The following is a 13,551-nucleotide window of genomic DNA, read 5'->3' on the forward strand; positions in this document are numbered from 1 at the left end:
TATTAAGAGCATCTTGTTTAAATGGAACGTTGGCAAAATATTCAAAATGTAGTGGTTGTGGGGCTCGGTATTACCGGGCTCTCTGTCGTTAAACATCTCGTAAAATATCAGCCTCACACTCATGTGAAGGTCATTGATACGCGAGAGCTACCGCCGGGCAGAGAGTCTTTGCCTGAATCGGTAGAACTGCATTCTGGAAGTTGGAATAGCCAATGGTTAGCGGAAGCTGATTTGGTGGTAGCTAACCCAGGTATCGCACTCGCGACCCCTGAAATACAAGATGTTATTCAAGCGGGAACCCCGGTTGTTGGCGATATTGAACTATTTGGCTGGGCGGTAGACAAACCCGTTGTAGCTATCACGGGTTCTAACGGCAAGAGCACCGTGACCGACCTTACTGGCGTACTTGCAAAGGCTGCAGGTTTGAATGTCGGTGTGGGTGGCAACATCGGTATTCCTGCCTTAGATCTTCTAGAGCTTGATGCTGATTTATATGTTCTTGAGCTTTCAAGCTTTCAGTTAGAAACAACATCAAGCCTAAACTTAGCAGCAGCAGCATTTCTGAATCTGTCAGAAGACCATATGGATCGCTACCAAGGCATGGCCGATTACCGCGATGCCAAGCTAAGAATCTTTAATAATGCTCAATATGCGATTGTAAACCGCGACGACAAAGAGACGTATCCAGACCACAACATGTCATTAGTAACATTCGGACTCGATGACCAAGAGTTTGGTGTTACGACGATTGATGGCACTGAGTGGTTAATCGATAACGGTAAATCTGTGCTTGCTACTCAAGATTTAACATTGGTTGGACGTCACAATGTGGCGAATGCGTTAGTCTCTTTAGCATTATTGAAGCAAGTTGGTATTGATTACAGCAAAAGCCTTGAAGCTTTGAAAGCTTACAATGGTTTGACTCATCGCTGCCAAGTGGTGGCTGACAAGCGCGAAATCAAATGGGTTAACGACTCAAAAGCAACCAACGTAGCGAGCACATTAGCGGCTCTGTCCGGTTTAGAGTACCAAGGTACTTTGTATCTCTTGGTTGGTGGCGTTGGTAAAGGTGCTGACTTTAGCGAGCTTAAACCTGTATTGGCGCAACTAGATCGCGTTCAGTTGTGTTGCTTCGGTGAAGATGCTGCGCAATTTATGCCGCTGCATCCATCAGCACAAAAGTTCGAGACCATGCAGCAGATAATCGAATCTATCTCACCACAACTGGTGGCTGGAGATATGGTTATGCTGTCTCCTGCGTGCGCAAGCTTCGATCAATTTAATAATTTCATGGCGAGAGGTGATGCGTTCACTGACCTTGCTCATGAGTATGCCTAACGTGTTGAAGGACTAACATTCAGTGCAAAGAGTGAAAGAGATCAATCAATCTATTTGGCAATGGCTTAACCGTGCCACACCAGAGGCGCTCTACGATCGCCAGTTGGTATGGATTGCTCTTGGACTGATGTTGACGGGCTTGGTAATGGTAACGTCGGCTTCGTTCCCAATCAGTGCTCGTTTAACTGATCAGCCGTTTCACTTTATGTTCCGTCATGCCATCTTCCTTGTGTTGGCGTTAGGTGTCTCCAGCGTCATATTACAGATCCCGATGCAACGCTGGTTTCAGTACAGTATGTACCTACTGGGCTTGTCCTTCTTCTTGCTGATCGTGGTATTAGCGGTCGGTAAGTCAGTTAACGGTGCATCGCGTTGGATCCCTCTCGGCTTATTTAACCTACAGCCAGCCGAAGTCGCCAAGCTATCACTGTTTATCTTTATGGCGGGCTACTTAGTCCGTAAGCAAGACGAAGTGAGGAAAACCTTCTTTGGTGGTTTCGGTAAACCTATCATGGTGTTTGGCGCCTTTGCTGTGTTACTGCTCGGTCAACCCGATTTAGGTACCGTAGTCGTAATGCTGGTTACCCTGTTCGGTATGTTATTTATCGCCGGTGCCAAGCTTTCACAGTTTATTGCCTTGATGGTGGCAGGCATTGCCGCCGTTGTTGGTTTGATTGTCATAGAACCTTACCGTGTTCGACGTGTGACCTCTTTCTGGGAGCCTTGGAATGACCCGTTCGGCAGTGGCTACCAGTTAACCCAATCATTGATGGCGTTCGGTCGTGGTGATTGGATGGGGCAAGGGCTTGGCAACTCAATTCAAAAACTCGAATATCTACCGGAAGCACACACCGATTTTGTATTTGCTGTATTGGCAGAAGAGCTCGGTTTCGTTGGTGTTACCTTAGTGCTGATGCTGATCTTTAGCTTGGTGTTTAAAGCCATTCTTATTGGCAAAAAAGCCTTCGATAACGACCAAGTGTTCAGTGGCTATTTGGCTTTCGGTATTGGTATTTGGTTTGCTTTTCAAACGCTTGTTAACGTAGGCGCTGCTTCAGGTATTGTTCCAACTAAAGGTCTAACCTTGCCGTTGATCAGTTATGGTGGTTCAAGTCTTATCGTGATGTCGGTGGCGGTTTCTATGCTGCTGCGTATCGATCACGAATGCCGGATACAACAAAAAGAACAAGCCGACAATCAAAACGAATTAGTAGAATAAGAATCTAACGTGATGAAACAAAACAAAAAACTTTTAGTGATGGCTGGTGGTACTGGCGGTCACGTTTTCCCAGGGTTAGCGGTAGCTAAAAAGCTTCAGCAGCAAGGTTGGGAAATTCGCTGGTTAGGAACCGCAGACAGAATGGAAGCGGATTTAGTGCCAAAGCATGGCATTGAGATCGACTTCATCAAGGTGAAAGGCCTGCGCGGTCAAGGTATTAGCAAGCTAATTAAAGCGCCGTTCCAGATTATCAATGCCATACTTCAAGCAAGGCAGCACATCAAAGCATGGCAGCCAGATGTGGTGCTTGGTATGGGCGGCTACGTAAGTGGTCCCGGCGGTATCGCGGCATGGTTGTCTGGTATTCCAGTGGTACTGCATGAGCAAAACGCAGTGGCTGGTTTAACTAACCAATGGCTGTCTAAGATTGCTAAAAAGGTATTCCAAGCTTTCCCTGGTGCATTTCCTACTGCGGAAGTTGTAGGTAACCCTGTACGTGAAGATGTGGTTGCCTTAGCTGAACCAGAGCAACGCATGGCTGAGCGTGATGGCGACATCCGTATTTTGGTTATGGGCGGTAGTCAGGGTGCAAAAATCCTCAACGATACCTTGCCAGTGACGATGGCTCAGCTTGGCGAAGGCTTCACAGTGATGCACCAAGCGGGTAAGAACAATCAACAACAAGTGATTGAACAATATAAATCACACTCTGTAGATAATGTTCAAGTGACTGAATTTATTGATGATGTGGCGCAAGCTTATGAGTGGGCAGATCTATTAGTGTGTCGCTCAGGAGCATTAACTGTATCTGAAGTCTCTGCGGCGGGTGTAGGTTCTATCTTCGTTCCGTTTATGCACAAAGACAGACAACAAGCACTGAACGCCGATCACTTGGTTGAGTGTGGCGCAGCGCTAATGATTGAACAGCCTCAACTGACGGCTGATAAGCTAGCGAACACCATCGCCGAGCTTGATAGAAATGAATTAAAAATGATGGCTACAAAAGCGCGTCAAGCTGCCAAGCTTGATGCTGATGTGACCGTCGCTGAAGCGATTAAAGCTTTAGCAAAATAATGAGATTGAATTGATGACGATTGAACATACCCAAGACTTAGCGCAAATCCGTGCAATGGTGCCAGAGATGCGCCGTGTTAAATCTATCCACTTCATTGGTATTGGTGGGGCCGGCATGAGCGGGATCGCTGAAGTCCTGTTGAATGAAGGCTACCAGATCACGGGTTCTGATATTGCTCAAAACCCAGTGACCGATCGTTTAGTTAGCAAGGGTGCGACCGTTTATATCGGTCACCAAGCGAGTAACGTTGCCGACGCAAGTGTGGTGGTGGTTTCAACCGCTATCAACGAAGAGAACCCAGAAATTATTGCAGCTCGTGAAGCGCGCACACCTATCGTTCGCCGTGCCGAAATGCTGGCTGAGCTGATGCGTTTTCGTCACGGCATTGCTGTGGCAGGTACGCACGGTAAGACAACCACGACTGCGCTAGTGACACAGATTTATTCGGAAGCAGGCCTAGATCCAACCTTCGTAAACGGTGGTTTGGTGAAAAGTGCAGGTACTAACGCACGTTTAGGCTCAAGCCGTATTCTTATCGCTGAAGCCGACGAGAGTGATGCGTCATTCTTACATCTGCAACCGATGGTTAGTATCGTGACTAACATTGAAGCGGATCATATGGATACTTATGGCGGTGATTTTGAAACGCTAAAGCAGACGTTTATTGATTTCTTACACAACCTGCCATTCTACGGTCAGGCTGTGATGTGTGTTGATGATCCAGTCGTGCGCGAGCTTATCCCTCAGGTAAGTCGCCAAGTGATTACTTACGGTTTCTCAGAAGATGCGGATATCCGTATTGAGAACTACGTACAAGAAGGTCAACAAGGTAAGTTCACGGTTGTACGTGAAGGCAAAGCGAACTTAGATATTACGTTGAATATTCCAGGTCGCCACAACGCACTGAATGCATCAGCGGCGATTGCGGTTGCAACAGAAGATGACATCAGCGATGAAGCGATTCTAAAAGCGATGGCGGGAACCGAAGGCACAGGTCGCCGTTTCGATCACCTAGGTGAGTATGAAACGGGTAAAGGCGTGGCGATGTTGGTCGATGATTACGGTCATCACCCAACCGAAGTGGATGTGACGATTCAAGCGGCTCGCAGTGGCTGGACTGACAAACGCCTTGTAATGATCTTTCAACCGCACCGTTACAGCCGAACACGCGATCTTTATGATGATTTTGCGAACGTTCTTGAACAGGTTGATGTCCTAATTCTGTTAGATGTTTATTCTGCAGGTGAGAAACCCATTGCAGGGGCTGACGGACGTTCATTAAGTCGAACCATTCGCGGGCGTGGTAAGATAGATCCAATCTTTGTTGCCGATATCAACGCACTGCCATCGGCTTTAGCCAACGTAATTCAAGGCGGTGACCTTGTTTTAACGCAGGGTGCAGGCGATGTTGGTCGAGTGGCGAAGCAGTTGGAATCGTTACAGTTAGACATTAATAAAATGCAGAACGCGTAACAGAATAGCGTCTACATACTGTGGTCGATCGCTCGTTTCTTGCGATTGACCTAAAATTGACCAAAAATCTTATTATCAACGTTTGATAGTTTGATTTTGCTCAGTATAATTCATAGGTTAAAGTAAGTGCTTTTACCTCTATTACGAAGATAGGGAATAGAATTGCGAACCAACGACAGGGAATGCGGGCTTTGGTAGAAAGTACTTTTAGCGAAAACCGCCACCTATTCAGTTTACCGTCGCTCAAGAAACACGCTTTAGGCGGGGCTTTTTTTGTCATGGTATTGCTATTCATTGGGTTTCTTTTCTATACCACACTGACTTGGATGTGGGACGATCAGCGATTGCCTCTCTCCAAAATAGTACTTCAAGGCGACTTAACTTACGTAACCGCTGGTGATGTCCAACATGCCTTTGGCGAGCTAGAGCATATTGGAACATTCATGTCGCAAGACATCGGTGTGTTGCAAGACAGTTTAGAAGCGTTACCTTGGGTTTCAGTGGTCTCCATTCGTAAGCAGTGGCCAGACACAATAAAAGTATTTTTGACTGAGTACCATGCAGCAGCAATCTGGAACGGCAACATGCTGTTGAATGACGATGGTCAGGTGTTTAATGGTGATATCGGCCTGTTAAAGGGCGATAGAGTTAAGCTTTACGGCCCAGACGGCACCAGCCAAGAAGTGATAGAAAAGTGGCGACAGATAACCCCTTTGATTAACAGTCTAGGGTTAACCGTTACCTCTCTCGTTCTCAATGAGCGTCGCGCTTGGCAAATAATCCTAGATAACGGTATCCGTTTAGAACTAGGTAAAGATTCTTTAGATGAGCGTGTTGAACGCTTCATTTCGCTTTACAACGAACTTGGTAGTAAAGCGAATCAAGTGAGCTACATCGACCTCAGGTATGATACGGGAGCCGCTGTAGGCTGGTTTCCAGAGCAAGAGTTAGAAGAGAGCACAGATGACTAAGACCGCAGATGACAACATAATCGTTGGTCTTGATATAGGCACTGCGACCATATCAGCTCTGGTTGGTGAAATATTGCCTGATGGTCAAATCAATATCATTGGTTCTGGGCAAAGCCCATCCAGAGGTATGGATAAAGGTGGTGTAAACGACCTAGAGTCGGTAGTTAAGTCGGTTCAGCGAGCTATTGATCAAGCAGAGTTGATGGCGGAATGCCAAATCAGCAATGTATTTATCTCGCTATCGGGTAAACATATCGCAAGCCGAATTGAAAAAGGCATGGGCACTATCTCTGATGAAGAGGTGTCTCAAGACGATATGGATCGAGCGATCCATACCGCGAAATCAATTAAAATTGGTGATGAGCAGAGAATTCTGCACGTGATCCCACAAGAATTTACCATTGATTATCAAGAGGGGATTAAGAACCCACTTGGCTTATCTGGTGTTCGAATGGAAGTCAGCGTTCACCTAATTTCTTGCCATAGCGACATGGCGAGAAACATTATTAAAGCTGTTGAGCGATGTGGTCTCACAGTAGAACAAATCGTGTTTTCAGGACTTGCCTCAAGCAATGCGGTAATTACTGAAGACGAGAGAGAGCTTGGAGTCTGTGTTGTAGATATCGGTGCAGGTACGATGGACATTTCCATTTGGACTGGCGGCGCATTGCGACACACAGAAGTCTTTTCCTACGCAGGAAATGCAGTAACCAGTGATATTGCCTTCGCTTTCGGCACGCCAGTGAGCGATGCTGAAGAGATAAAAGTAAACCATGGTTGCGCTCTGAGTGAACTCGTAAGCAAGGATGACTCTGTTAACGTCCCTAGTGTTGGTGGTCGCCCATCGAGAAGTTTGCAAAGACAAACTTTGTCGGAAGTGATTGAACCACGTTACACTGAACTTATGGGTCTCGTTAACCAAACTATTGATACGGTTCAATTACAGCTACGCGATGAAGGTATTAAACACCACCTTGCAGCTGGCGTCGTTCTCACTGGTGGAGCGGCACAAATTGACGGATTGGTAGAGTGTGCGGAACGTGTTTTCCGCAATCAAGTTCGAGTTGGTAAGCCGTTAGAAGTTAGTGGCTTAACTGACTATGTTAAAGAGCCGTATCATTCTACGGCGGTTGGTTTACTTCATTACGCAAGAGATTGTCAGATCAGTGATGAAGGTGATTACAGCGAACCTAAGCGTTCAGCACCTTCTATGTCTGGTTTATTTGGTAAATTGCGTAATTGGATACAAAAAGAGTTTTAACCTGAGTTGCAGGAAAAAACGGAGATAACACATGTTTGAACCGATGATGGAAATGTCTGACGATGCAGTAATTAAAGTCGTTGGAGTTGGTGGCGGTGGCGGTAACGCTGTTGAGCACATGGTACGTGAATCAATCGAAGGTGTAGAATTCATCAGTGTTAACACTGATGCACAAGCACTTCGTAAAACGAGCGTGAGCAGCGTGATCCAAATTGGTGGTGATATCACTAAAGGTTTGGGCGCTGGTGCAAACCCACAAGTTGGCCGTGATGCAGCTCTCGAAGATCGAGAAAGAATTAAAGAAGTTCTAACTGGCGCCGATATGGTATTTATCGCAGCTGGTATGGGCGGTGGTACTGGTACAGGTGCTGCTCCAGTTATTGCTGAAGTTGCGAAAGAGTTGGGTGTGCTAACGGTTGCTGTTGTAACTAAGCCATTTAGCTTTGAAGGCAAAAAGCGTTTAGCGTTTGCTGAGCAAGGTATTGAAGAGCTTTCTAAGCATGTGGATTCTTTAATTACGATTCCAAATGAGAAGCTACTTAAAGTACTTGGCCGCGGCGTAACTCTGCTAGAAGCTTTCGCAAGTGCAAATGATGTACTTAAAAACGCTGTACAAGGTATCGCTGAGCTAATTACTCGCCCTGGTATGATTAACGTCGATTTCGCGGATGTTCGCACCGTAATGTCTGAGATGGGCCATGCAATGATGGGTAGCGGTATCGCAAAAGGTGAAGACCGTGCTGAAGAAGCTGCTGAAACGGCAATTTCTAGCCCACTACTAGAAGACATCGACCTAGCTGGTGCGCGTGGCGTTCTTGTGAACATCACTGCAGGCCTAGATATGCGTCTAGATGAGTTCGAAACAGTAGGTAATACAGTTAAGGCATTCGCATCTGATAACGCAACAGTTGTGATTGGTACTTCTCTAGACCCTGATATGACGGATGAAATCCGTGTAACTGTTGTTGCAACAGGTATCGGTACAGAGAAAAAACCAGACATTACATTAGTTGCTGGTGGTAAAGCTAAGGTTGCACCAACTCCTCAACCACAGGTAGCGGCTCAAACTGCACCAAAAGTGGAAGAGAAAGTGGCACAGCCATTGCAAGAAAAAACTGAGGTTAAACCTCAAGTTAAGCCGCAGCCAACAACGTCTCCTGTTTCTTCAGGTACAGGCGCTAGCCAAAGTGCAGCACCTAAGGCTGAGAAAGAGAGTGGATACTTAGATATTCCAGCATTCTTACGACGTCAGGCTGATTAACAAATACCCAAAATTTGACTATCGTCGAATTAATGGTAAAATACGCGGTCGGTAAATACTGACCGTGATTTGTAGCACTGATAACGAGGCAAGCAGATGATCAGACAACGTACTCTGAAAGAAATTGTGAAAACAACTGGTGTGGGTCTCCACTCTGGTCGTAAAGTCACACTTACTCTTCGCCCGGCAGCTGCAAATACAGGCATTGTTTATCGTCGTACAGATGTAAATCCACCTGTAGATTTCCCAGCTGATCCAGCGTCAGTCCGTGACACTATGCTATGTACTGCTCTTGTTAATGACGAAGGCGTACGTATCTCTACAGTGGAACACCTTAACGCAGCTCTAGCGGGTATGGGCATCGACAACATTATTGTTGAAGTAGATGCTCCTGAGATCCCAATTATGGATGGTAGCGCAAGCCCATTCGTATACTTGCTACAGCAAGCGGGTGTAGAAACACTGAATGCAGCGAAGCGTTTTATTCGTATCAAAAAGCCTATCCGTTTTGAAGATGGCGATAAGTGGGCAGAGTTTGTTCCATTTAACGGCTTCCGTATGGACTTTGAGATCGACTTTAACCACCCAGCAATTGAATCTGATGAGCAACGTTTGTTGTTTGATTTCTCTTCACAAGGCTTTGTGAAAGAAATCTCTCGCGCTCGTACTTTCGGCTTCATGCGCGATATTGAGTATCTACAATCTCAAAACCTAGTACTTGGCGGTAGCTTCGATAACGCTATCGTTCTAGACGAATACCGAATTCTTAATGAAGAAGGTCTACGTTTTGACAATGAGTTCGTAACTCACAAAGTACTGGATGCGATTGGTGACCTTTACATGTGTGGACACGCTATTATTGGTGAGTTCCGTGCATACAAATCAGGTCACGGCCTAAACAACCAACTACTACGTGCAGTACTTGCTGACGCAGAAGCTTGGGAATGGGCAACATTCGAAGAAGAAGTAGGCTCTCCTGTTGCATTTGCTGAGCCAGGAATGGTTCTAGCGTAATTGTTGTTTACAACAATATAAGATTTCGAAAACCAGGTCATTGACCTGGTTTTTTTGTATCTATTTTCCAGATACAGTGTCGTCAACATCCGAAAGTTGACTACCAATGGGCTACAGTCTGGCTAATCCGTCAGCAATTAGAAAGAAAAGTTCCAAGCACATCAAACAAATGGGGTTATAAATGGTCGTTGGTGTGAAAATTACTTACACTAAAGGGCATTAATTTTAACTCAAGCCTTGAAAACTCTACTCTCAAGTACAATATCAAAGATACTAGATTTATCTCAGTATCCTTGGTTAGTAACTGAAGACTAGTTCATAGCTAGTAGAGACTGACGGCATTTAAAATAGATCGCGGACGATCTGAGAACGAAGAGATTCCAAGCACATGATTACTAAGCTGCTGACAAAGGTAATTGGCAGTCGCAATGACAGAACACTGCGCCGCCTTAGAAAAATTGTAAAAGAAATTAATAACTACGAACCAACGTTTGAAGCACTTTCAGACGAAGAGCTAAAAGCAAAAACGGTTGAGTTTCGTGAGCGCTTAGATAAAGGTGAATCGCTAGACCAGCTTCTACCGGAAGCATTTGCTACGGTACGTGAAGCGTCTAAGCGTGTTTACGGCATGCGTCACTTTGACGTGCAAATGATTGGCGGCATGGTTCTAAATGCTGGCCAAATTGCAGAAATGCGTACTGGTGAAGGTAAGACTCTTACAGCAACCTTACCAGCTTATCTTAACGCCCTACCTAGCAAAGGTGTTCACGTAGTAACGGTGAACGACTACCTAGCGAAGCGTGATGCGGAAACAAACCGCCCATTATTTGAATTTCTTGGTATGACGGTTGGCGTGAACGTGCCAAACATGGCTCCGCCAGAGAAAAAAGAAGCGTACCAAGCTGACATCCTATACGGAACAAACAACGAGTTTGGTTTCGATTACCTACGTGACAACATGGCTTTCCGTGCTGAAGATCGTGTTCAACGTGAACGCTTCTTCGCTGTTGTCGATGAAGTTGACTCAATCTTAATCGATGAAGCTCGTACTCCACTTATTATCTCTGGCCCAGCTGAAGATAGTTCAGATCTTTACACGCGTATTAACACGTTGATCCCTAACCTTGAGCGCCAAGATAAAGAAGATTCTGAAGAGTACCGTGGTGAAGGTCATTACACCATGGACGAGAAATCGAAGCAGGTTCACCTGACTGAAAACGGTCAAGAATTTGTAGAAGAGCTAATGGTGAAAAACGGCCTGATGGAAGAGGGTGACACGCTTTACTCTCCAACAAATATCAGCCTATTGCACCATGTTAATGCAGCGCTGCGTGCACACGTATTGTTTGAGAAAGACGTCGACTACATCGTTACTGAAGAAGGCGAAGTGGTTATCGTTGATGAACATACTGGTCGTACTATGCCAGGTCGTCGTTGGTCTGAAGGTTTACACCAAGCTGTTGAAGCTAAAGAAGGTGTGAAGATTCAGAATGAAAACCAGACGCTAGCATCGATTACATTCCAGAACTTCTTCCGTCTATACGAAAAACTGTCAGGTATGACAGGTACTGCCGATACTGAAGCTTTCGAATTCCAGTCTATCTACGGCCTAGAAACTGTGGTTATCCCAACCAACAAACCTATGGTTCGTAACGATATGCCAGATGTGGTTTATCGTACTGAAGAAGACAAGTTCAATGCGATCATTGAAGACATCAAAGACCGTGTAGCAGCTGGTCAGCCATCACTGGTTGGTACGGTTTCTATCGAGAAGTCTGAACTACTGTCTAACGCACTGAAAAAAGCAAAAATTAAGCACAGCGTTCTAAATGCTAAATTCCACGAAATGGAAGCAGAGATCGTTGCACAAGCTGGTATGCCGAGTGCGGTAACTATCGCAACTAACATGGCCGGTCGTGGTACCGATATCGTGTTAGGTGGTAGCTGGCAGGCACAAGTTGAGAAGCTAGAGAATCCAACCAAAGAGCAGATCGAGAAGATCAAAGCTGATTGGAGAGTAATCCACGATAAAGTACTTGAGTCAGGTGGTCTGCACATCATTGGTACTGAACGTCATGAATCTCGCCGTATCGATAACCAGCTACGTGGTCGTTCTGGTCGTCAAGGTGATGCGGGTTCTTCTCGTTTCTACCTATCAATGGAAGATTCTCTGCTACGTATCTTTACATCAGATCGTATGGCTGGTCTTATCCAAAGTGGTATGGACGAAGGCGAAGCGATCGAATCTAAGATGCTTTCTCGCTCAATTGAAAAAGCACAACGTAAAGTTGAAGGTCGTAACTTCGATATCCGTAAGCAGCTTCTTGAGTACGATGATGTAGCCAATGACCAACGTAAAGTGGTTTATGAGCTTCGTGACGAACTGATGAGTTCTGACGACATCAGTGAGATGATCGAACACAACCGTGAAGATGTACTGGCATCAGTCATTGATGAATACATCGCACCTCAGTCTCTTGAAGACATGTGGGATATCGCGGGTCTACAAGATCGTCTGAAGAATGACTTTGATCTAGACTTTGATATTCAAGGTTGGTTAGACGAAGACGACAAGCTTTATGAAGAAGCTTTGCGTGAGCGTATTCTTGGCATGGCGGTTGATTCGTACAAACAGAAAGAAGAAGTGGTTGGTGCTCAAGTACTGCGTAACTTCGAGAAATCTGTGATGCTACAAACGCTAGACGGTCTTTGGAAAGAGCATTTGGCTGCGATGGATCACCTTCGTCAAGGTATCCACCTGCGTGGTTATGCTCAGAAGAACCCGAAACAAGAGTACAAGCGCGAGTCGTTTGAACTGTTTGAAGGCCTACTAGATGTACTAAAAACAGACGTTGTTACCATCCTTTCTAAAGTTCGCGTTCAGCAACAAGAAGAAGTTGAAAAGATGGAAGCTCAACGTCAAGCTCAAGCTGAAGAAGCGGCGCGTCGTGCACAGGCACAACATGCAACGGCTGAAAACCAGCTAGGTGACAATGAAGCTGAAGCAGCATCTCCACAAACGGTAGTACGTGATGAGCGTAAAGTGGGTCGTAACGAGCCATGTCCATGTGGAAGTGGCAAGAAGTACAAGCAGTGTCACGGTAAAATCGCGTAAGTTTAATGAATCGTTGTTGTAGCGCATGATAGCTGCGTTGGTGGTACTCACTTACAGTCGTAAGCTCTGTGCCACCGCCTTGCTCTCAAGCACTACAACTTAGCTTCATAAAACTGATAAATAGAATATAAAGAGTCGCTTAGGCGGCTCTTTTTGTATGTAAATTTCGTGGCTTACTTTGTTACGCAAGGAAGTCGTCATTCCCTATAGCGAGGAGCGAGCGTAGTAGGGAATCTTGTTTAGTTAGGCTCGCGTAGTTTTAGATCCCCAACTCAGTCGTTCCTCCTTCTTGAGGATGACGTATTCAGGGACTATGTGAGTTAAGCGTTTTATTAAGGAACACCAACACATGAAAAGAATCCATATTGTAGCTGGCATTATCTTTAACCAAGATAAGTCACAGGTATTTATCACTAAACGTCCGGACGACAAACACAAGGGCGGTTTTTGGGAGTTCCCTGGTGGCAAGGTTGAAGTGGGCGAAACCATTGAACAAGCGATGACTCGTGAGCTTGATGAGGAGATTGGCATCAAGGTGACAGAACAGTCTCTGTTTGAGCACCTTGAGTTTGATTACACCGATAAGTCGCTTAAGTTTGACTTCATCCTTGTGACTGACTTTGAACAGCAACCTTATGGCAAAGAAGGTCAGCAAGGTGAATGGGTAAGCCTAGAATCATTGAATCAATACGCTTTCCCAGAGGCAAATGTGCCAATTTTAGAGCGAGTGATAAAAGAGTTTTCGTAATTGCTAGCCTGAGTTTGAGATTGTTGTTAGTTTAAAGAGATTAATCGATTGAACGTTGCTGCAAGAGATAAGCGGC

Annotated in this window: 10 protein-coding genes; all 10 read left to right on the forward strand. The window is 45.5% G+C overall.

Annotated elements, in window-relative coordinates; all coding sequences use genetic code 11:
* Positions 1 to 21: 21 nt before the first annotated feature.
* The 10 genes from murD (at position 22) to mutT (ending at position 13,475) form a co-directional block, all read left to right on the forward strand.
* Positions 22 to 1,338: a UDP-N-acetylmuramoyl-L-alanine--D-glutamate ligase gene (murD, locus tag OC193_RS02350; protein WP_048662658.1), complete on the forward strand. Its 1,317-nt coding sequence runs from the start codon at positions 22 to 24 to the stop codon at positions 1,336 to 1,338.
* Between the two features lie 22 nt (positions 1,339 to 1,360).
* On the forward strand, positions 1,361 to 2,557 hold the full coding sequence (gene ftsW / locus OC193_RS02355) for a cell division protein FtsW (RefSeq protein WP_017629347.1): 1,197 nt from the start codon (positions 1,361 to 1,363) through the stop codon (positions 2,555 to 2,557).
* Positions 2,558 to 2,569: 12 nt separating this feature from the next.
* Positions 2,570 to 3,631 (forward strand): undecaprenyldiphospho-muramoylpentapeptide beta-N-acetylglucosaminyltransferase, encoded by a 1,062-nt coding sequence (gene murG, locus OC193_RS02360; RefSeq protein WP_048662659.1) that lies wholly within the window; start codon positions 2,570 to 2,572, stop codon positions 3,629 to 3,631.
* A 13-nt stretch (positions 3,632 to 3,644) separates the two neighbouring features.
* The gene (murC, locus tag OC193_RS02365) at positions 3,645 to 5,105 is read left to right on the forward strand and encodes a UDP-N-acetylmuramate--L-alanine ligase (RefSeq protein ID WP_017059288.1); all 1,461 of its coding nucleotides are present in this window, start codon (positions 3,645 to 3,647) and stop codon (positions 5,103 to 5,105) included.
* A gap of 191 nt (positions 5,106 to 5,296) precedes the next feature.
* The gene (locus OC193_RS02370; protein WP_048662660.1) at positions 5,297 to 6,076 is read left to right on the forward strand and encodes a cell division protein FtsQ/DivIB; all 780 of its coding nucleotides are present in this window, start codon (positions 5,297 to 5,299) and stop codon (positions 6,074 to 6,076) included.
* On the forward strand, positions 6,069 to 7,337 hold the full coding sequence (ftsA, locus tag OC193_RS02375; RefSeq protein WP_010434747.1) for a cell division protein FtsA: 1,269 nt from the start codon (positions 6,069 to 6,071) through the stop codon (positions 7,335 to 7,337). Before OC193_RS02370 ends, ftsA begins: the two co-directional genes overlap by 8 nt.
* 31 nt (positions 7,338 to 7,368) lie before the next feature.
* Positions 7,369 to 8,598, forward strand: a complete 1,230-nt coding sequence (gene ftsZ, locus OC193_RS02380; RefSeq protein WP_017059291.1) for a cell division protein FtsZ — start codon at positions 7,369 to 7,371, stop codon at positions 8,596 to 8,598.
* A gap of 96 nt (positions 8,599 to 8,694) precedes the next feature.
* The gene (gene lpxC, locus OC193_RS02385; protein ID WP_010434751.1) at positions 8,695 to 9,612 is read left to right on the forward strand and encodes a UDP-3-O-acyl-N-acetylglucosamine deacetylase; all 918 of its coding nucleotides are present in this window, start codon (positions 8,695 to 8,697) and stop codon (positions 9,610 to 9,612) included.
* 388 nt (positions 9,613 to 10,000) lie between these two features.
* Positions 10,001 to 12,727: a preprotein translocase subunit SecA gene (gene secA, locus OC193_RS02390; RefSeq protein ID WP_048658034.1), complete on the forward strand. Its 2,727-nt coding sequence runs from the start codon at positions 10,001 to 10,003 to the stop codon at positions 12,725 to 12,727.
* Between the two features lie 349 nt (positions 12,728 to 13,076).
* Entirely contained in the window at positions 13,077 to 13,475 is a 399-nt protein-coding gene (gene mutT, locus OC193_RS02395; RefSeq protein WP_048662661.1) for an 8-oxo-dGTP diphosphatase MutT, read from the forward strand.
* The last annotated feature ends 76 nt before the right edge of the window (positions 13,476 to 13,551 follow it).

The organism is Vibrio crassostreae (assembly GCF_024347415.1).
Lineage (GTDB): Bacteria > Pseudomonadota > Gammaproteobacteria > Enterobacterales > Vibrionaceae > Vibrio > Vibrio crassostreae.